We start from the raw sequence: 20185 nt of genomic DNA on the forward strand, positions 1-20185 counted from the left end.
GCACCATAATTGTGCATTGCTATTATTGAGAAACGCCGCTGGCCGCGCAGGAACGAAATTAGAAACTGGCGTAATAATTGCAGGCATTTTGATTATTACTCATACGACGCTCACCAGAAAGCGTCAGCCGGAGCCTGCACTCATGCGACTACGCCATATTGAAATCTTCCAGGCCATTGTTCAGGCAGGCACCATCAGCGGCGCTGCCCGCTTGCTCAACGTCTCGCAACCGAACGTCAGCCGGGTACTGAATCACGCAGAGCAACAGCTCGGTTTTTCCCTGTTTGAACGTCGCACACAGGGAATGATCGCCACCGAAGAAGGGCTGCGCCTGATACCGAAAGTGCAGGAACTTTTCAGTCATCTGCAAAGCATCAGTTCACTCACCGAACAAATCAAAACCAGCAAGGCGCACTCCGTACGGCTGGGCGCGGCACATGCGTTCGGGCAAATGATCGTAGCCCCAACGCTGGTGGAATTTCATAAGCAGGCGGCCTCGGTTAACGTTGAACTCGTCACCGAGCACTTCAGCACGCTATGCCAGAACATCCTGCAAAACCAGCTCGATTTCGCGCTGATTTTTGGTCAGCAGGTGCCATCCGAGCTGCTGGCAGAACCGCTGTTCCAGTCCACGATGGTTGCCCTATTGCCGAAAGACAGCCCGATAAACGGCCCTGTCTCGCTGGAATGGCTGTGCAACAACAATCTGCTGATGATGCAGCATAAGGATCCGCTCGGTCAGGTGTTACACCGTGCGCTGCGCGACAAAGCGCTACAGCCGGCGGCTTCGCTCTATATCAAAACCTACTCGGTGATTGCCGACATGGTGCTGGCGGGCGGCGGTACGGGCATCGTCGATCTCTTCACTGCCTGTCGCTATGCTGACCAGCTCAAAATCGTCCCTATCGACCAGCCGCTGCCTTTTGAAGTCACGCTGATCAGCCGTCGCGATAACCCGCAATCACAGGCGACGCTGCAGCTAAAACAGATGATGAAAAACCGCTGTCGCGACATCGCCAGACAGAACGAAACGCTGCTTTACGCCGCCTGATTCCCGACGGGCGACACCGGGCAGGCGGTTTTTTCTATCCCCTGCGCGGGACTCAACGCTATAATCCTTCTCATCATTTGCTTTACAGGTATGCACCAATGATTCGCAGCATGACCGCTTACGCCCGCCGAGAGATCAAGGGCAACTGGGGAAGCGCAGCCTGGGAACTGCGTTCCGTTAACCAGCGCTATCTGGAAACCTATCTTCGTTTACCGGAACAATTCCGCAGCCTCGAACCTGTCGCGCGTGAGCGCATCCGCGCCCGTTTGACCCGTGGCAAAATCGAATGCAACCTGCGTTTTGAGCTCGACCCGAGCGCGCAAAGTGCGCTGATCCTGAACGAAAAGCTGGCGAAACAGCTGGTTAATGCCGCCAACTGGGTCAAAATGCAGAGCGACGAAGGGGAAATCAACCCGGTTGATATCCTGCGCTGGCCCGGCGTGATGTCGGCGGAAGAGCAGGATCTGGACGCCATCAGCGCCGAACTGCTGACCGCGCTAGAAGGCGCGTTGGATGACTTCATCGCCGCCCGTGAAAGCGAAGGTAATGCGCTGAAAGGTCTGATCGAACAGCGTCTGGCGGGCGTCAGCGCCGAAGTCGTCAAAGTGCGTGCCCAGATGCCGAACATCCTGCTATGGCAGCGCGAACGCCTGCAAAGCAAGCTGGAAGATGCGCAGGTACAGCTGGAAAATAACCGTCTGGAACAGGAACTGGTGCTGATGGCACAGCGCGTCGATGTCGCCGAAGAACTCGACCGCCTCGATGCTCACGTCAAAGAAACCTACAAAATCCTGAAAAAAGAAGAAGCCGTCGGCCGCCGCCTCGACTTCATGATGCAGGAATTCAACCGCGAATCGAACACGCTGGCCTCGAAATCCATCAACGCCGACGTCACCGCATCAGCCATTGAACTGAAAGTGCTGATCGAGCAAATGCGGGAACAGATTCAGAATATCGAGTAAGGTTTCACGCGATCTCTTCGAGCCTCACTAAGTCTCGTCAGGATAAAAAGGCCATTGTAAATAATGGCCTTTTTTGTTTTATAGTGTCTCATATCGTATCACTACAGCGCGTGTTTTGTGTGTACATAGACGTGTACATACTGGCTGGATAGCTCACCATCATATTTAAATCATAGAAGCAATAAACGGAATTATAAAAAATGGGCTTAAAGAAAATATTTTCTTATGCAGCTAAAGAATTTATTAATACCTATACCACGATGGCGCTAATGATTGGTTTAGGTTTTTTATTCTACGAATTCATCCCTGAGCATTGGGGAAAACTGACTATTCTTTCGATTTTCACTATTGTTTATGTTGACGTGAAATTCTTTTCAAAAAAATCAGACCGAAAGTAAATTGGCCTTAATTATCAGTAGACGACATGCCAAAACATACTTGTTCGCGTATGAACATAAACTCGCTCTGTTCTTCCACCGTTATTAATAATCAAACGGATAATTTCACGACTTGTTTTTCTTTTCGTTACAGCAACACGCTACGAAACTCGTAGTATCTGAACCCGTAAAAAGCATCGACAATTGGCGACACTGACTTTCAAGGAGGATCGCCAATGACCACGATAAACGCTGCCGTTACCGAGAGTTCCATCACTATTTTCCGAGACCTGATCGCTTCGTTACCTGTTGAGCACCTTAGTCGTGCTCAACGTGACGATCTCAGCGCAATCGCCGCAGAGTCGGTAGAAGGACTGTGCCACGGTTTACAATATGTTAGCGAATCGCTGACCGAAGAAACCACCACAGAAAATCTTCAACACCTCAGCGCCTATTTCAACACCTGCGCGCATTTGATTCCGGCATTGCTGGTAATCAGTGAACAAGCCACATCAACTCACACTGTAAACCCCACCTAAAACTGTCCCTATCCGAGCCCAGTAAGGACAAATTTCTGATGAACCGTCCTTATTGGCTGGCGTTTTGTCCTTATTACCCCGCAATATAGAGACGCAGCCCGTCATGTTGTCCTTATAGAAACATGCCAATAAACCGACACGCGCTACACATTAAACGCCTCTTGTTTGGCAAGTTGCTCATTGCGGCTGATACCCAATCGGTCTGCGGCCGCTTGCCAGCCTTTTACGGCGCCAAGTACCTCGTCATAGATACGGGTTGCGTCCTCGCGGCTTAAGCGGAAGAAATCGATCACCTCAAAGGCCAGTGATAACTTCCAGTCCCTATCGATGAGCAAAAAACAATCAAACAGGGATTATATTCCCAGAATAGCGCCAAAAATGGGCATACAGTCCTATTTTCTCGGTCGATGAAATCGACACAAAAAATCTACCCACGCTTTCATCGGTCACAGATTGACCAATTCTTATATGACCAGTAGACTCATTCATATAGACCAACTTTTTTGAAGAATTTGACCAACTCTTCGGAGGATCTGTGCAAAAAATTAATCTCTACGAGGCAAAGACCAATTTCTCTAAAATTATCAACCATGTATCTGAAACGGGAGAATCCTATGTCATCGCCCGCAACGGTAAACCCGTAGCGAAGATCGTTCCGCTTACCGTTACTGAGAAAACGCCACGCATTGGTTTCATGAAGGGCCAAGTTTCAGCCCCAGATAATTTTAATGATTTGAATAAAGAAGAAATTATCGACATGTTTAATGGGAAATCATGATGACAATCAACAAGGACGATGTACCAAAACGACGCTCTGCTGGCTACTTGTTAGATACGCACGCGTTGATTTGGTTAGCAGGAGAGCCGGAAAAACTTAGCAGCGACGCCATCGCCATTCTTTCCGATGACAATAACCGTTTTTACTTTTCTTCCATCAGCATACAAGAGATAGCAATCAAAACTGCGTTGAACAAACCCCGCTTTAGCATTGATGCAGAGGCTATGACGAAAGGTTTATTATCAGCGGGTTATCTTGAGCTTCCTATGCAGGCAACTCACGCCTATAACCTCGCTGACTTACCCGAAATGCACCAAGACCCGTTTGACCGAATGTTAGTCTCTCAGGCGAAAATAGAAGGTCTGACATTGATAACGAACGATGGCAATATCATTAAGTATTGCTCAGGCTATATCAGCGTGATCAAATGTTGTTAGCATTCTAGTGAAAACAGGGAAAAACAACCGACATGCGTTATCTCGTCCTCCCCTTCATACTTCTTGCCTTAACAGGCTGTCAGGCGCTCACCACCTTCGATAAATACGCCACAATGCGCCTTTATGAAGTCTATGAAGCCGACAACCTTTCTGCCTGTGATTACAAACCGCAGTTTCGTGACTGCACCGTGGATAAGCGCTCTTTTAACGTCAGAATTACTGACGATAAGAGCAAAATTGCGTTAGTGGTAGGGAAGCGCTATGCCTATTTCGGCTTCACGCGTGATGATCTTTCCCGTCAGACGCAGCCGCTGCGTGATTTCCTGATTTGGGCGGAAAATCCGAACGCGCAAGATAAACAGATCAAGCAATTACGTAAGGCCGGAAACGTTGGCGGAAGCCTGTTTTACAACACCGAGGTAGAATATCAGTTCGATTACCTGCACACGCGTGCCGATGTTCCGCTGCTTGTCGTTAAACCTCATGAAAACGCGGATTCTTATGGTCTGACCGTCGAAGAAGTGAAAAACCTGCTGTCGGTGATGGATGCCTGGTATGCCGGCACGTTTTCCGGGAAACAGCTCACCTAAACATAGTGAAGGCGGCCAGACAGATCGCGTATGGCCGAGTAGCAGCATTAAAACTTATGCACTCTGGGATCAAATCCACCGCAGTTTTTCAGCATCAAATCTTTGACCGGTCGGCGGTCGTAGTAGCCTTTCTCGGTTTTGAATACTTCGTAGACTTCGATGCGACGTGGCGAATAAGCATCAACAAATTTACCAGTAACATAATAGTAATTCCCGACCACAGGTTTAAACGTGACGGAACTAAATCCACCATTGGCAGCAATCATTCTGACCGCGATATTGTGTTGCGCGCTGACCCAAAACTCACGAATCATCGTTGGCGTTTCTGGAATAGCGGGAAAGCCGAGTTCTTTATTATTGAGCTTAGTTTGGAACCCAAACGCATTATTGGTATAGCCATTTTCTGGTGCATCAATATTAATACATCTGTCGGTCGTCGGATAAACGCGAACATAATCGAGGTTGCGGTTATCGAACGTCATACCCACGCGTTCAGCACCCTGATAATCTTCCAGTTTATGACTATAGGTTGCGACCGAACATCCGCTAAGTAATACCGCGCCCATTCCAATCAGAAGCATTTTCCCGAACATAACCATCCCTTACCTTTATAAAATCAGAACATCCTGATTATTTTACGCCGCTTTTTATTCGAAAATTTATGTTGTATTACTTCACCTTAAAGCATTACCTCACCTTAAACACTAATGATAAACGAGGCAACGTGGCAATTTCTCTCTATTACACCGCACGACGTAAAAAATCCCTGAGTCCACAAGAGATATCTGCCGTGAAGGAGATTGTCCAACGCCATTCCGTTAATGAACACATTGAGAAATATCTGACGACCGGCGACGGCATAAACTGGGAGTCATTTAATTTCACCCTCAACGCGAAAATCGGTAACGTTTTCAGAAAAGGAATCGTGTTCTCAGGCTCAACCAAACTTCCCGACAACGATGAAGAAGCCACCTGGATTGGCGTACAACACTGGTGCCAGTGTTTATCCGAAATCCGCGTCGCCCTGACACACTGTGAATGGCACGTCGCAGTCGACGATCACAACATACCGTGGGATGCAGAAGCAAAGGCTTACGACCCAACGCGCTGAGCCAGCGAGCATGCTGAAGAGAGAAGCGAATATGGACGACAACGACATTTACGATGCTGTTGCGACTAGCGCATACGGGCTGTCGATGGGCGCGATATGGCAACATATCGCGGTGGAGTGTCGGGTCACTCCCAGAACCTACGCCCAGCGTCAGGCGCTGTTTTTTACGTTGCTGGAACGGCTCATCGCGGAAGGCAGAATCAGGCTTGCCAGTCAGGGAGACTATCTGCAAGGCGACCCGAAATATCAGGTCGACCAACTCCGCCATGCCTTTCCATCTGAAATGTCCGATGATGAATTGGATGATGTCGACGAATTTGGCCTGTGGTTCTTCGCCAAAGCGCCCGCAGGCGTCGTGTGGATCACGCCGGAGGGGCAAGAGAGTTGGACGTAAGAGGAATCAGCCAAACCAGTGCCAATTCCTCTCACTCATGACCGGATACATTACTCGCAGCGAACTTACTCCGTGGTCTTACGTTCAGCCTCCTGACCTTCCGCTGCCTGCCCTTTCACTACCTGACCCTCTAGCGCCTCATCCTGTTCCGGCTTCGCCACACTCGGATGCTGGCGACCTTCCTCGATAAAATCTTCGTCGATGCCTTCAATATTCTCCTGATTATCGCGACCAGAGAGGATGTTCCAACAGGCGATGAACAGCGCAGCAATCAGCGGGCCAATCACAAAACCATTAATACCATAGATTTCCATGCCGCCCAGCGTGGCGATCAGAATCAGGTAATCCGGCATTTTAGTGTCTTTCCCCACCAGCAGCGGGCGCAAAATGTTGTCCACCAGCCCAATCACCAGCACGAAGAACGCAACAATGAAAATGGCCTGCCAGAGCATGTCCGTCGCGAACAGGAAGATGGCCGCAGGCACCCAGATAATCGCTGAACCCACAGCGGGGATCAGCGACAGGAACGCCATCAGCGAGCCCCACAGCAGGCTGCCTTCTATTCCTGCAATGGAGAACGCAATACCGCCCAATGTCCCCTGCACAATCGCCACCACCACGGTGCCTTTCACCGTCGCCCGCGATACCGCGGCAAACTTCACCAACAGGTGATGTTTAACATGGGTAGAAAGCGGCAGCGATTCCAGAATCAGGTTCACCAGATAGGCGCCGTCCTTCAGGAGGAAGAAAAGCAGGTAGAGCATCACCCCGAAACCAATGAAGAAGGTGAATGTCCCTTTGCCGATCAGCAGCACGCTTCCCGCCAGATATTGCCCACCTTTCAGCACAACCTGAGAAAGCTCTTGCTGTATTTTGGCGGCGTTATCCAGATTGTGTTCCGCGAGGAAATGTCGCGCCCACTTCGGCAGATGCTGAATCAGCTCCGCCAGCACCACCGGGAATTGCGTATTGCTGTCCTGCAATCGGGTGTAAACCCCATTAATTTCAACCACCAGCGAGGAAACAATGATCCCCAACGGAATGAAGACGAGCAGGAAGATGATCAGGACGGTCAGCAATGAAGCAACGCCGTTGCGATCGTTTAATTTTTGCCGAATTTTGCTTTTCAGCGGATGGAAGATAATGGCCAACACCGCCGCCCACAAGATGGCGGAATAATACGGTGCCAGGATGTCAAAAAACGCCAGCGTGACGATAAATAAGATAAGGATGAAGAATCCCTTCGTAAGCCCTTTAATATTCACAACGATTTCCCCTTCGTTCAATCTGCCCTCGAAATATAGAACGAAGTGGGGCGTTTGCAATATAGGAAAAAGCCGTCGTCCGGTGAAATACCATCAGAAAGCGCGGCGAGGGGACGGTAAATGCCTCTCGCCGCATCATCCGTGCTTACAAGCCATCCAATCGCCGCTGGGTCGCCTGCACCAGTGAGTCCGTGGTGATATCGGCAATGGACTTAGCCCCAGTGAGCGTCATCGCCACACGCATCTCTTTTTCGATCAGGTTCAGCAGGTTAACCACGCCCGCTTCGCCTGCCGCCGCTAACGCGTAGACAAACGCGCGCCCGAGCATCACGCCGTCCGCACCCAGCGCGATCATCCGCACCACGTCCAGCCCGGTACGAATACCGGAATCTGCCAGAATGGTGATATCGCCTTTCACTGCATCGGCGATAGCAGGCAGCGCATGTGCCGTCGATAGCACGCCGTCCAGTTGTCGACCACCGTGATTGGAGACCACGATGCCGTCTGCACCGAATTTGACAGCTTCTTTGGCATCTTCTGGGTCGAGGATGCCTTTGATGATCATCGGCCCTTTCCACATCTCGCGGATCCATGCCAAATCCTGCCACGAAATAGAGGAATCGAAATTCTCGGCCAGCCAGCCGATATAGTTTTCCAGCGTCGTCGGCGTGCCGCGATAGGCGGAGACATTCCCCAAGTCGTGTGGTTTACCGTTCAGGCCAACGTCCCATGCCCACTGTGGATGCACCATCGCCTGCAACACACGGCGTATCGCCGCATTCGGGCCGCTCATACCGGAATGGGCATCGCGATAGCGCGCGCCCGGCGTCGGCATATCCACCGTAAACACCAGCGTCTTGATCCCTGCCGCCTGCGCGCGTTCCAGCACGTTGCGCATAAAGCCACGGTCTTTTAACACGTAGAGCTGGAACCACAGCGGCCGATCGATAGTCGGTGCGACCTCCTCAATCGGGCAAACGGAGACGGTAGACAGCGTAAAGGGAATACCCTTCTGTGCAGCCGCACGGGCAGCCTGAACCTCGCCGCGTCGGGCGTACATCCCAGTCAGGCCAACGGGCGCCAGCACCACTGGCATCGCCAGTTTTTCGCCGAACAGCTGCGTTTCCAGACTCAGGTCGGAGACATTTTTCAGGATGCGCTGACGCAGCGCGATATCCGCCAGATCGGCAGTATTACGCCTGAGCGTGTGCTCGCCATACGCACCGCCATCGGCGTAGTGGAAAAGAAACGGCGGCAACTTACGCTGCGCCGCCGCCCGGTAGTCCGTTGAAGCAGAGATGATCATCGTCCTTTCCCATCCTTCTTCTTGTTGGTGTCATTCTTGCGGTCAGTAATGACCGTTACTGGAGCTGCTTTTAGTGAGATTATGCTGTTCATATAAGCCCGTTTTTAGGGGAAACACAGGGGGAGGTTCCCGCAGGGACACCTCACCCCTGTGGTCGCCCCGTGTATCTCGATGCTTAAACGATCGGCATTACCTTTGGTAAAATTGTCTGTTAGTGAAACTGTAAATACGCGACATGCGTTTGCAGATATTCCTGCAAGCCGTGCTTGCCGTCCGCCCCACCCACACCGGATTTACGCCAGCCCGCATGGAAGCCCTGCATCGCCTCAAAGTTTTCACGGTTGATGTAGGTTTCGCCGAACTTCAGCCCTTTCAGCGCCTTCATCGCGGTGTTGATGTTTTGCGTATAGATCGACGACGTCAGGCCATATTCGCTGTCGTTCGCCATCGTGATCGCCTCTTCCAACGTGTCGAAGGTCGCGACGGGCAGCACCGGACCAAACACCTCTTCGTGCATGATCGGCATGTCCTGTTTGACGTCCACCAGCAGCGTAGGCGGATAGAAATAGCCCGTACCGCTTTCACGCTGGCCGCCGAGCAGCACTTTCGCGCCCTGCGATACCGCTTTCGCCACTTTGTCTTCCACACGCTGTAACGCCGCCGCGCTGATCAGTGGCCCCATATCCAGCGCTTTTTTCTCCGCCGTGTTGCCAAAGGTCACCTGCTCCATCGCGGCTTTAATACGCGCGATAAACTCGTCGTAAATGCCTTTCTGCACATAAACGCGCTCGGCGCAGTTACACACCTGCCCGCTGTTGATGACGCGGGAACTGACAATCGCTTTCACCGCCAGATCGAGATCGGCATCGTCCATTACGATAGCTGGGGCTTTACCGCCCAGTTCCAGCGACACTTTGGTGACGTTCTGCGCCGCCGCCGTCATGGTCGCAATGCCCGCTGCCACGCTGCCGGTCAGGCTGACCATGCCGACTTTCGGGTTAGCAGCCAGCTCTTGCCCTACCGTCGGGCCGTAGCCGGTAACAAAATTGATGACGCCTTTCGGCAAACCGATTTTGTGAATGATTTCGGCGAAAATTACCGCATTATTCGGTGTGATCTCGCTCGGTTTGATGACGATAGTATTACCGGTGATCAGCGCCGGCGCCGCTTTACGCGCAATCAGGAAGAAGGGGAAGTTCCACGGCAGAATACCGGTCGTGACGCCAATCGCTTTGCGGAAGACAAAGATGTTTTCGTTCGGGCGGTCGCTCTGAATGATCTCACCTTCGTAACGGCGTGCCCACTCCGCCATGTAATCCAGATAGTCGGCGGTGAACAGCACTTCCGTCTGCGCCAGACCGTGCGTTTTCCCACCTTCCGCAATGATGGTGTCGGTCAGTTCGGCTTCGCGCTCGCGGATACCGTCGGCAATTTTGTGCAGCCAGACGCCGCGTTCAACCGCAGGCAGCGCTTCCCAGCCCGGCTGTGCGGCTTCTGCCGCATCAATCGCTCTCTTCGCATCGTCAGCGGAGCCTTCCGGAATCTGTGAAATAACCTGCTCTGTGGCCGGGTTCACCACATCAATCCACTTCCCGCTTCTGTTTTCAACAAACTCACCGTTGATGTACATACGTTTCTGGGTGATGCTCATGTCAGGCGTCTCCAAAGTAGGGTAAGGGAATACAACGCATAAACGAGTTGTTAACGAAACACGTTTTTTTTGTGAAGTTTTGCCATGCTGCGCGTTCTGCGCGGCATTTACCTTTTCATGGCTGCCATCTCAGTCTGGCACATGGCAAAAAAGTCATACTGAGCACGCCTGACGTAACACTTTTGCAAAGTATCGAAGAACGTCGGGGAATAACGGCAAGGTAGGAAGGGGTGAAGCAGTGGCAGACGCCGCATTCAACGACGGCGTCTGCATGAAGTAGGGAGATCTTACTGTGTGTCGCTTTTCTCTATCTTTTCCTCCACGTTCCATTTGCCGCCCACCAGTTCGCGGGTGGTGGCAACCATCGCCTTCTTCTCTTCAGAATACTCTTCCGTGGTTTCGGCAATCAGGACAGGCTTATTGTTAGCGATCTGGTAGGTCGACGATTGGTGCCAACAGCAGCCGCTTTTGGTGGACGTGGTAATGGTTTTACGCTTGTCATCAATCTCGAACAGACCAAGATTGGAGCTGGCTAACTCAGTCAACGGCGCATTCAGGGTGAACTGCTGCTTTTCTACATCGAACAGATACACATCGTAAGATGGCCCGCCATAAGCGCCGTTATTACCATTACGCAGTATGATATCCGCATGGTGATCGAAGTTAGCGTCATCAATCACCAGCCCGCTGTTGTTCTCGCCATAGACCTCGACCAGATTCACCGTCGTTTCGCCCTTCTTGTTCAGCTCGATGAACATATTTTCCATCGTGATACGCTGAAACAACTCGCCGCTCCCTTTCTTAAAGATATCCAGCGTACCGGGGCCTTCACAGGTTGGATAAGACGGATCGAGATTGCACTTCGCGACGCCGAGAACGAAGTCCCACTGATCTGATGCCTTCGTAATCAGCGAGATATTTTCACTGCCGGACAGCGTCTGAATACGGGAAACCATCGCATTCCCCAGACACACGTCATCCTTACAGCGGTCACGCTCGGCCAGCCACGCGCGCTGTGCCTGAAGTGCCTGCGTTTTGTCTTCCTTTTTCACGTAGCCCTGATAGGCCTTGTTTAATACCGCATCAAGCTGCTGTAACTGGCTGCTGGCACAAATCATTTTCTCGGTATCTGTGCTGGCCTTGCTACAATCCATCGCCCAGACGGACGACGTAAAAAAGAGCAGCAGGGACGAAACGGTCAGAGATAAATAACGCATAACGTATCACTCCTTAAACATGGATGAAGCCTAACTGATTGATAAAATGGATAACGAGCTATTTCTTGCTGCCATTTCCCATCTTTTTAAGAAAGCGCTGCTGCTCAACCAAAATCGCTTTCAACGTAATACATTGATAATCAATGCCGTAATGCGGGGCGACGTCCGCAATAATTTTCGACAATGCGGGATAGTGCCGATGATTCCAGTTAGGGAAAATATGGTGCGTCAGATGCATGTTGAGCTGCCCCAACCAATAGCCAAGCCAGGCGGGCCGCGTAGCCCAGTCCACCGTGGTGGCAAAGGTGTGCTGATAGCGCCCATGCCGGAATAAGCCGTCTTCCGGTGCCTGATAGAACGTCCCTTTTGCCCAATGCGAACCCAGAATCAGGACAACAAAAATCAGCGACGACAGCATCTGGCTCAGCAAATAAACCAGCAGCAGCGATCCAACGCTAATGATGGCCGGCGACAACAGCCAATAGGGGATCGCCAGCGCCAGCAGGGCATGCAGCGCTTTTGATAGCAGGAACACGCCCCAGCCCTTCACGCCCTGAAATGCCATATTGCGCGTCACCTGCGTTTTCCCCGCCCGATCGCTCCAGTCAAAGAACCAGATAATGCAGGGGAAGGTCAGCGACGCCACTATAGGCCAGTAGTAGCGCTGAGCGCACATGAAAAAGCGAAACAGATGGTAAGGCGATTGTCGCAGGACGCCGTTCTCTTCGATATCCAGATCGTAGTGCTGCACGTTGACGTGCGCATGATGAAAAATTACATGCCGCACTCGCCAGCAGTCGGAATCCATACCGAGCGGAATACTGACGACGATATTGAGCAGGCGATTCGCCCACGGTCGTCGGAAAAAGACGTTATGCGAAGCATCATGTACCACGTTCACCGCCAGAAACATGGCGGTAAAAATAAAGCCAAAGTAGCAGCCCGCAAAAGCCCACAGCGTCGTCTGCCAGAGGCTGAAACCATAAAACGTCAGGCACAGCGCCACCAGAAACAGCATCTTGCCGATAAATCCGGCATTGGCGAAACGGTGGTCACCCGTTTCTGCCAGATAGTCATTCGCCGCCTTCATCAATGCCCGATGCAACGCCAGATCGCGGCTTTGTTCATAGCGGAGCGGCTTTAGCGGTGCGGGCATCATCCTTCCTCCCGTCCCTGTTCCACGGCACGTTGCACAGTGCGCCGATCGTTACCTTCGCCCATCAATTTTAAAAACCGGCGCTGACTGGCCAGTAACTCACGATAGGTAATACAGCGATAGTTCATGCCATGCTCGGCGGCCACGCGCCGTAAGATATCGGCTAACGCAGGATAATGACGATGATGCCATCCCGGAAAAAGATGATGCGTCAGATGTAAGTGCAACCCTCCCGTCCAGCGCTCAAGCCAGCGCGGCGTCGGCAGCCAGTCACAGGCTGTTGCAAAGTTGTGCTGATACCAGCCCTGAGGCATCGTTTCCGTATCGGTAACGGCATAAAATTCCGCCTCCGCCCAGTGCGTACCCAGCAGCAAAAAGACCACCAGCAACGAGGCCAACATCTGCCCCAACAAATAGCTTAACAGCACGATGCCTGGGCTAATGCCGTGTGCCGTGCCCACCATGATGGGAATCACCAGTAGCAGCAGGACATGACCGACTTTACTGCCGATAAAAATCATCCATCCGCGGTAGCCTAACTGTACTGAACGGGCATTGACGGGGGTTTTACCCAAGCGATCGGCCCAGTCAAAAATCCAGGCGATATAAGGGAGCGAGAACGCAGCCACCAGCGGCCAGTAAAGGTGCTGATAACGCATGTAGGGACGGTGGCGCTGAAAAGGCGTTTGGCGAAAAACCCCATTCTCTTCCGTATCCAGATCGTAATGTTCCACATTCGGATAGATGTGGTGGAAGTCCACATGACGCAAGCGCCAGTAGTCAGGATCGATGCCTAACGGCAACGTGACGATGCGCCCGACCACGCGATTCAGTGTTCGATTGCGGAAAAAGGTATTATGGGAGGCGTCATGATTCACGATGATATTCAATAACATCGACAGCATGATGAAAGAAAAATAGCTCAGGAAGAACGCCCATGCCGTCTGCTGCATCAAACACAGGGCATAACAGGCGATGCAGCATAAAAAGAGTAATCCGGCCTTAATGAACTGCCCACCATCGGCAAAGCGATGATCGTGGTTAGCGCGGAGATAGGCCGACGTTTCCCGCTGTAATGCCCGATGGAAAGCCTGTTCGCCCTTGGCAGGATACGGTTTGGCGGGAAGCACACTAGACATTTTCAGGCTCCTCGGTCAGAGGGCGTCGGCCCCAGCCGGCTGCCATCGCCAGCCCGTGCAGCGCCAACATCAGCATCGCAATCTTCCAGTAAAGCGCTTCCCAGCCCAGATAGACAAGAAACACGGCAGGGAATAGCAGCACCACCGCTAGCCAAACATAAATCCCCCAGCGTCTTCCTTCGGAAATCCCACCCAGTGCAACTGCCCCCCCCACCAGCAGCAGGAAGAGCGCCGCCTGCGACAGATCGGCGGCGTCATAGCCGTAGCCATACAGGTAGACATAGCCCACCACCAGCGCAAACAGCAGCATTGCCCCAGCAATCAACGCCATCGGCGTACAGTGAAACGTCGCCTGACGCGTACGGCGCACCGACAGTTTCAGGTACGACAGAAAAGGCAGGTTACTGGCCCAAAACGGATTGTTCGATGGCGTTTCTCTACCTGCACCGTAGCGGAAAGGCGTGTCGGGCAGTTGCGGGCAAAAGCTGCCAAACAGCTTGTCCCAAAAAATGAAGGTGCCGCCGAAGTTCTTATCGGCGTACGCACGGTCGTTCACGTGGTGGACGCGATGGTGTGCTGGCGTCACCAGCACCTTTTCCAGCCAGCCCAGCTTGGGCGTCATTGCATTATGGTTAAAGAGCTGAACGCTGTAATGCAGGATGGAAACGGTGACGAACACGTACAACGGAACGCCGAGCAGCGCCAGAATCAGGAAGAACGGAATCGAGGTCAGCGAGGAATACCAGGAGTTACGCACGCCCAGCGACAGATTGAAATGTTCACCCTGATGGTGAACCACATGCACCGCCCACAGCACGCCGAAGGTATGGTGCAGGCGATGTAGCCAATAGAAACCGAAATCCCAGGCGAGTAACGCGAACAGCCACATCAGCACCGGCGGCCAGGTTTCCACCCAGCCAAAACTGAAATGCGCCGCGACATAGCCATAGCAAAAAATTTCCACGCTGCGAAAGAGCCACAGCATGATGTGCCCTGAGTTCAGGTTGAACACCACGTCATGCCAGTTCACTTTCTCGCGCTGCATCCACTGTAAAACCAGCGCTTCGCCAATCACCACAACCAGCATGAAGACAATGGGTAATGCTAAATCGATCATAATGTCATTCCTGCTGGCGCTTATCGTTAGGCAGCGGAGTCGGTGGCGATATGGCCTTTACCGTCTCTCGGCTGCGCAGAAAAATCCACCCAGCGATCCCCGCCAGCATCCCGCCCGTCACCAGATCGATGAACAAATGTCGGCGCAGTTGCAGGATAGAAAGGGCAATCGCCGCTCCCCACAGCAGGTACAAACCGGTTTTCACCTTCTGCTGGCTATCGCTCATCGCCCACACCGCCAGCACCGTTAGTGCAATATGCAGCGACGGCAGACAGTTTTGCGGCGAGTCGATACGCAGCAAAAGCTGTAGCACACGCGTGGAGAGATCGTTCCCAACAACCTGCGGGTACACCATCGTAGTCGGAAAAATCAGATACACCGCGCCCGCGATCAGCGCGGTCAGCTGCGTTGCCCGGCGTAGCCCCGCCAGACGCGTAATCGGACAGGATAAATAAGACAGCGGCACGATGATAAAAAAGGAGAGATACAGCCAGATCGCCGAGGCGCTAAAAGGGATCCATTCATCAACGAACGACGTCGGCAGCACCGTTCCCTGCCCCTGAAACTGCGCGCTCAGTTGATACACCACCCCGACCGTTCCCCAGCCAAAGAGCAGCGCTTTCAGCCGCAACAGCATCGTTTCTTGCGGAAATAGCCTCATGCATTCTCCTTCAGGCGGGTAATCCGTCTGCGCTTTTGCGTAAACTCCGGCGCAATCTCACCGGCGCTTAACTGCCACTGTAGCCGCGACGTATCAACCCCCTGCAACGCAAACTGCTGCGAAAGACTATCCCGGCAGGCTTCCAGCTCTAAGAGGTTGCATGCGGCGGATAAATGCAGCGTCGCGTCTCCCTGCTGCACCAGCCGATAGTCGGCATGCAGCGGCAGCGCGTTGGCGATAATTCTGCTACAGAGATCCGCAAACACGGTCTGAGGCTCGCCGTTACTGTTCGGCAGTCTCAGGCTGTCATCGCTACGCCCTTCGATGCGGGCAATCGCCATCGTCACCCGTCCACACGCACAGGGCGTCTTTTGCTTTACCAACACATCGTCCAGCCGATAGCGCACAATCGGCTGGGTGCTGCGGGTGAAATCGGTGATGATGGGCGTAAAACGTTCGTCATCCAGCCACTGCGGCTCGATGTGAATAAATTCTTCGTTGAGATGCAGCGTACCGTGTTCGCAGGTCGATGCCAGAAAGCCTTCCGTCGCCTGATACACTTCCCCAACCTGCCCGAAGACCTGCTGGAGCAATTGCTTATCCTGCGGTTCCAGCACCTCAGCCACGGAAATCACCTTTTTGACCGTCAGCCGTAACTCACCGCGCTGTACCGCCAGCGCCAGTTCGCGCAGCACCTGCGCGGGAGCGACGATAATTGAGGGCGACCACGCTTCCAGTCGCGAAACATGCTCGGAAAACGGCGCAAAGAGATCGTAAAACGACAGGCTGAGCCAGCGGTTATCCACGCTGTGATACAGGTTGTTATCCGCCCGCAGGAACAGCGCCACCCGCTCACCGGCGCGTAAGCCGTCCGGCAGCATTTTCGCCAGCATGCCTCCCGCCCACACCTGCTGTTCGCGTGGGCTGACGACAAATAACCCGCGCTGCCCAGAGGTGCCGGACGACAGCCCGACGCTGAATCCACTCACATTCGGCGTGAAGTCGCGATCTTCCTCACTACGGCGCGCACAGGCGAGCAGTTCATCCCGCTGAAGCCCGGCGGTGTTCATCCGATCGAATTCGGCCATCATCACGGCTTTATCCATCATCGGCCAGGATGTCATGGGGAGCTGGCGGTAAGGCCGAAAATAGGGGCTGCGAGCCAGCACCCGTCGAGCAAAACGAGAAAGCTGGCGCTGCTGATGGCGCTCAAGCGCCTGACGAGTGGCAAAGGTGAGGCGTCTGGCACGGAAATAGTGCCAGAGCGTCATCAGCGGAATCATAGGTCGCCCTCGTGACACAGCCGAATCTCAACCTGCCCGTTCAGGTGCAACTGGTGCAGTTGATCCAGCGTGTGGTAATAGGCTTTTGGATCGTCCATCACCAGATTCGCCAATCGCGACGGCCCACGACCTTCGCGATAACTGTGCGGCGACCAGGCAGCATCGCTTGCCAGCAACACCCAGCCGTTTTCCGTCAGCACAAATGCGCCAAGGTGTCCGACAGCATGGCCGGGCAACGGCACCAGCACGATCTCTTTATCGCTACCCGGCAACGCATAGCCTTGCGTAAACGGCGCCAGCTCGGCTGGCAGATCGGTAAGCGGGAAGTTCTCAACAAACTGGAGCGCCTGCTCAAAATGTTCAGGGATCAGGGCAGGCACAAACGCCCGTTTCAGAGCGGCGAAACCGCGTAGATTCCGCGTCTGCTGCCATCCCAGCGCCGAACAGATAAACGGCACATCGGGGAAATCCCGCAGCCCCGCGATATGGTCGCCGTGAAAATGGGAAATAATCAGGCCGTCGATGTCCGCAGGTTGAATCCCCTGCCCGTGCAGTTGGTGAATCAGCGCGTCTTTCGTCTCGAAATGCACTGGCGTCATCCTGCGGTACAGCTGAAACAGGCCGGATCGCGTGGCATCGGTAAAATGCTGGGCATAGCCGGTGTCCCACAGCCAGCGCTTGCCCTGACTTTCCAGCATCCAGACGCGTGCCGGAAAACGGCACACTTTCCATCCCGCACCACGCAGCGCCATGCAGCCGGGATGCAGACAGTACCCGACTTCAAACGTTGAGATATTAGCCATGTCGGTCAGTACCCCGCCGTGCAAGGTGCGCATTGAACCAGTTACCCGTTAGCTCGATGCCCTGCTGAAGGGAGAAACGCGGCTGATACCCCAGCTCCTGCTTAGCTTTCTCCGCGCTGAGCGTCATATCAAAATTCACCGCGCCCGCACTGTAGCGCGTCAGCAGCGGCTCTTTCCGGCTAAACCACGAGAACAGCTCCATGCCACCCGCCACCGCGTGCAGCAGCGGATACGGCACTGCCCTGACGCGATAGTTCATCCCCAGTTGCCCGGTCAGCAGTTGCTCAAGCATATCTACAAGGCGGGCAGGTTCATGATTGGTGATGTTATACGCCGATCCAGACACTAACCCCGAGCGCTGGCTGGCAAGCGCCATCGCTTCTATCACGTTGCCGACAAACGTCAGATCCAGCAGCGCCTCACCGCCGCGCGGGAGCCTCAGCACACCACCGCCCACCGCGATCTGTTCCAGCACTCGCGGCAGAATCACGCGGTCATGCGGGCCAAACAGGCCACGCGGGCGCAGAATCACGTAGGTGGTTTCTGGGTAGCGCGATGTCAGCGCCTGAAGGCGCTGTTCCGCCAAAAATTTGGTCTGTGCATAGTGATTGGCAAAACGCGCCGCGCGGTAGCTTTCATCAATATTCAGGTGGTGCTGATAGTCGAAATAAATCGCGGGCGTGGAGATATGTACAAAACGCGGGATATCTAACTGACCGGCAGCGTCGGCCAGCCGCGCCGTCACCTCAGTATTATTCTGATAAAAATCATTATATTGTCCCCACGGTGATGATTTCGCGGCACAGTGCCAGACCACATCGCAGCCCGCCATCAGCGTTCGAAACTGGTCTACTGAGGTTTCCACCAAATCGATACCGACAAACTGCGCGCCGAGTGCTTCAAGCTGTTGGCCTACCGTGCGATCGCGCCCACAAGCCAGCACCTGATGCCCGGCCTGAAGCAGCCATTCCACCGCGTTACGCCCCAGTCCGCTGGTCGCGCCCGTGACGAAGACTCTCATGGGATCAATACCATGCCGCCCAGCGTCAACCCGGCGGCCGTACCGACCAGCATCGCGGGTTCACCCTCGGGCAGACGCTGCGTCACGATGGCATGATGCAGCGCCGTCGGAATCGAGGCCGCCACCTGATTACCGTGATAGCGGTAAATATCAATCAGCCTTTCCGTCGGGATCGCCAGTCGCTTACGCATATGTTCCAGCGACAGGTGGCTGGCCTGATGCGGAACTACCGCCGCCATCTGATCCAGCGAATAACCGCTGGCCTCCAGCAGTCGTTGCAGATAGCCCTCAATCAGCGCAGAAGCCTGCCTGAATAGCCGTTTCCCCTGCATATGGAACAGAAAATCATGCAGCTCCATCCCCGCACGCGGGTTACGCAAGGTGCCGCCAGCGCGGATCTGGCACAGTTCGTTACCCTTCGGATAGGTTTCCAGCAGACACGCCGCAATACCGCTGCGCCCATCGCCGCGTTCGACAATCGCACACGCGGCACCATCACCAAAAATCAGCGACGACTCTTCGTCATCCCAATCGATACCGCGCGAAGCCAGTTCGGTAGAGACGATGGCAATGCGTCGATAAGCGCCGGTATTTAACAGCCCGGCCGCCACCTGAAGTGCGGAAATAAAGCTGACGCAGCTGCTGTTAATATCGAAACTGGCCGTCCCTTTTGGCAGGGACGACGCTTTTAATAAGTGGCTGGCGCTATAAGGCAGTGCCTGAATCGGAATCGCGGAAGCAAACAGCAGCAGATCGATGGACGCTGGCGGAATAACACCCCGCGCCAGCGCGTCATTTAACGCCGCCACACCGAGTTCCGCCTGGCTGGCATGATTGTCCGCATGGTGGCGATAAATAATGCCTGAACGGCTTTCGACATAACCGGCGGGCTTATTGAGCCGCGCATCTAATTCAGCCGAGGTCACCCGCTGCGCAGGAAGCGCGCTGCCGGTAGAAATAATCTTGAGTGGAACCAATCCCTGAGTGATTGCATGACTTTGCGTCTTCAACTTCAATCCTTTCCAGATTCATTATCGTTTTAGTTGTACCTTCAGTGCCATATACCCTAAATAATTCGAGTTGCGTGAAGGCGGCAACTGCGTGAATCCCCAGGAGCTTACACAAGTAAGTGACTGGGGTGAGTAAGGGCGGCCAACGCACAAGCAGCTCGAAGTATGACGGGTATCACGTACGGTATTTATTCATTCTGACGCTAAGAATAACGAAATCACCGCGAATTGAAATCTTAAGCTGTGCGATCGCACTATTCCATCCCGGCATTTTTTCGCTATTCTCTGTGCATTCGCGATGCTTAATTCAGCCAGAA

Annotated in this window: 21 protein-coding genes; 8 read left to right on the forward strand and 13 right to left on the reverse strand. The window is 53.6% G+C overall.

The window, feature by feature from the left end:
• Positions 1 to 142: 142 nt before the first annotated feature.
• The 6 genes from ACIPUG_RS12455 to ACIPUG_RS12480 all read left to right on the forward strand — a co-directional run bounded on the left by ACIPUG_RS12455 (position 143) and on the right by ACIPUG_RS12480 (position 4734).
• Positions 143 to 1051 (forward strand): LysR family transcriptional regulator, encoded by a 909-nt coding sequence (locus tag ACIPUG_RS12455; protein ID WP_014913736.1) that lies wholly within the window; start codon positions 143 to 145, stop codon positions 1049 to 1051.
• Between the two features lie 98 nt (positions 1052 to 1149).
• The gene (locus tag ACIPUG_RS12460) at positions 1150 to 2013 is read left to right on the forward strand and encodes a YicC/YloC family endoribonuclease (RefSeq protein ID WP_010284271.1); all 864 of its coding nucleotides are present in this window, start codon (positions 1150 to 1152) and stop codon (positions 2011 to 2013) included.
• A gap of 613 nt (positions 2014 to 2626) precedes the next feature.
• Positions 2627 to 2929, forward strand: a complete 303-nt coding sequence (locus tag ACIPUG_RS12465; protein ID WP_400338590.1) for a hypothetical protein — start codon at positions 2627 to 2629, stop codon at positions 2927 to 2929.
• A 535-nt stretch (positions 2930 to 3464) separates the two neighbouring features.
• Positions 3465 to 3707 carry a type II toxin-antitoxin system Phd/YefM family antitoxin gene (locus ACIPUG_RS12470; RefSeq protein WP_095701176.1) on the forward strand — a complete coding sequence of 81 codons (243 nt, stop codon included), beginning with the start codon at positions 3465 to 3467 and terminating at the stop codon, positions 3705 to 3707.
• The gene (locus ACIPUG_RS12475; protein ID WP_400338591.1) at positions 3704 to 4144 is read left to right on the forward strand and encodes a type II toxin-antitoxin system VapC family toxin; all 441 of its coding nucleotides are present in this window, start codon (positions 3704 to 3706) and stop codon (positions 4142 to 4144) included. The genes ACIPUG_RS12470 and ACIPUG_RS12475 overlap by 4 nt, the downstream gene beginning before the upstream one ends.
• 32 nt (positions 4145 to 4176) lie before the next feature.
• Positions 4177 to 4734, forward strand: coding sequence for a hypothetical protein (locus ACIPUG_RS12480; RefSeq protein WP_400338593.1), 558 nt, complete (start codon positions 4177 to 4179; stop codon positions 4732 to 4734).
• A gap of 47 nt (positions 4735 to 4781) precedes the next feature.
• Here ACIPUG_RS12480 and ACIPUG_RS12485 read toward each other — a convergent pair whose 3' ends face one another.
• Complete coding sequence (locus ACIPUG_RS12485) at positions 4782 to 5327, reverse strand: hypothetical protein (protein ID WP_400338595.1); 546 nt, start codon at positions 5325 to 5327, stop codon at positions 4782 to 4784.
• Positions 5328 to 5458: 131 nt separating this feature from the next.
• Between ACIPUG_RS12485 and ACIPUG_RS12490 the strand changes: the two genes are divergently transcribed.
• Positions 5459 to 5845 carry a hypothetical protein gene (locus ACIPUG_RS12490; protein WP_400338597.1) on the forward strand — a complete coding sequence of 129 codons (387 nt, stop codon included), beginning with the start codon at positions 5459 to 5461 and terminating at the stop codon, positions 5843 to 5845.
• 10 nt (positions 5846 to 5855) lie between these two features.
• Entirely contained in the window at positions 5856 to 6239 is a 384-nt protein-coding gene (locus tag ACIPUG_RS12495) for a DUF596 domain-containing protein (protein ID WP_039510353.1), read from the forward strand.
• 65 nt (positions 6240 to 6304) lie between these two features.
• Here ACIPUG_RS12495 and ACIPUG_RS12500 read toward each other — a convergent pair whose 3' ends face one another.
• The 12 genes from ACIPUG_RS12500 to ACIPUG_RS12555 all read right to left on the reverse strand — a co-directional run bounded on the left by ACIPUG_RS12500 (position 6305) and on the right by ACIPUG_RS12555 (position 19868).
• Positions 6305 to 7504 carry an AI-2E family transporter gene (locus tag ACIPUG_RS12500; RefSeq protein WP_052238850.1) on the reverse strand — a complete coding sequence of 400 codons (1200 nt, stop codon included), beginning with the start codon at positions 7502 to 7504 and terminating at the stop codon, positions 6305 to 6307.
• A gap of 145 nt (positions 7505 to 7649) precedes the next feature.
• Entirely contained in the window at positions 7650 to 8810 is a 1161-nt protein-coding gene (gene lldD, locus ACIPUG_RS12505) for an FMN-dependent L-lactate dehydrogenase LldD (protein WP_039285051.1), read from the reverse strand.
• A 211-nt stretch (positions 8811 to 9021) separates the two neighbouring features.
• Positions 9022 to 10461 (reverse strand): aldehyde dehydrogenase, encoded by a 1440-nt coding sequence (gene aldA / locus ACIPUG_RS12510; RefSeq protein WP_039285048.1) that lies wholly within the window; start codon positions 10459 to 10461, stop codon positions 9022 to 9024.
• Positions 10462 to 10748: 287 nt separating this feature from the next.
• Positions 10749 to 11678, reverse strand: a complete 930-nt coding sequence (locus tag ACIPUG_RS12515) for a lysozyme inhibitor LprI family protein (RefSeq protein ID WP_040043970.1) — start codon at positions 11676 to 11678, stop codon at positions 10749 to 10751.
• Between the two features lie 58 nt (positions 11679 to 11736).
• Positions 11737 to 12834, reverse strand: coding sequence for an acyl-CoA desaturase (locus ACIPUG_RS12520; RefSeq protein WP_039556037.1), 1098 nt, complete (start codon positions 12832 to 12834; stop codon positions 11737 to 11739).
• Positions 12834 to 13973: an acyl-CoA desaturase gene (locus tag ACIPUG_RS12525; protein ID WP_039556036.1), complete on the reverse strand. Its 1140-nt coding sequence runs from the start codon at positions 13971 to 13973 to the stop codon at positions 12834 to 12836. Before ACIPUG_RS12525 ends, ACIPUG_RS12520 begins: the two co-directional genes overlap by 1 nt.
• Positions 13966 to 15090 carry a sterol desaturase family protein gene (locus tag ACIPUG_RS12530; RefSeq protein ID WP_039556034.1) on the reverse strand — a complete coding sequence of 375 codons (1125 nt, stop codon included), beginning with the start codon at positions 15088 to 15090 and terminating at the stop codon, positions 13966 to 13968. The genes ACIPUG_RS12525 and ACIPUG_RS12530 overlap by 8 nt, the downstream gene beginning before the upstream one ends.
• 4 nt (positions 15091 to 15094) lie before the next feature.
• The gene (locus ACIPUG_RS12535) at positions 15095 to 15751 is read right to left on the reverse strand and encodes a phosphatase PAP2 family protein (RefSeq protein WP_400338599.1); all 657 of its coding nucleotides are present in this window, start codon (positions 15749 to 15751) and stop codon (positions 15095 to 15097) included.
• Entirely contained in the window at positions 15748 to 17034 is a 1287-nt protein-coding gene (locus tag ACIPUG_RS12540) for a F390 synthetase-related protein (protein WP_400338600.1), read from the reverse strand. Before ACIPUG_RS12540 ends, ACIPUG_RS12535 begins: the two co-directional genes overlap by 4 nt.
• Positions 17031 to 17837, reverse strand: a complete 807-nt coding sequence (locus ACIPUG_RS12545) for an MBL fold metallo-hydrolase (RefSeq protein ID WP_080164203.1) — start codon at positions 17835 to 17837, stop codon at positions 17031 to 17033. Before ACIPUG_RS12545 ends, ACIPUG_RS12540 begins: the two co-directional genes overlap by 4 nt.
• Positions 17830 to 18858, reverse strand: a complete 1029-nt coding sequence (locus tag ACIPUG_RS12550; RefSeq protein WP_400338602.1) for an NAD-dependent epimerase/dehydratase family protein — start codon at positions 18856 to 18858, stop codon at positions 17830 to 17832. The genes ACIPUG_RS12545 and ACIPUG_RS12550 overlap by 8 nt, the downstream gene beginning before the upstream one ends.
• Positions 18855 to 19868, reverse strand: a complete 1014-nt coding sequence (locus ACIPUG_RS12555) for a ketoacyl-ACP synthase III (RefSeq protein ID WP_400338604.1) — start codon at positions 19866 to 19868, stop codon at positions 18855 to 18857. The genes ACIPUG_RS12550 and ACIPUG_RS12555 overlap by 4 nt, the downstream gene beginning before the upstream one ends.
• Positions 19869 to 20185 lie beyond the last annotated feature (317 nt).

The sequence above is a fragment of the Pectobacterium sp. CHL-2024 genome (assembly GCF_044751765.1).
Classification (GTDB): Bacteria; Pseudomonadota; Gammaproteobacteria; order Enterobacterales; family Enterobacteriaceae; genus Pectobacterium; species Pectobacterium brasiliense.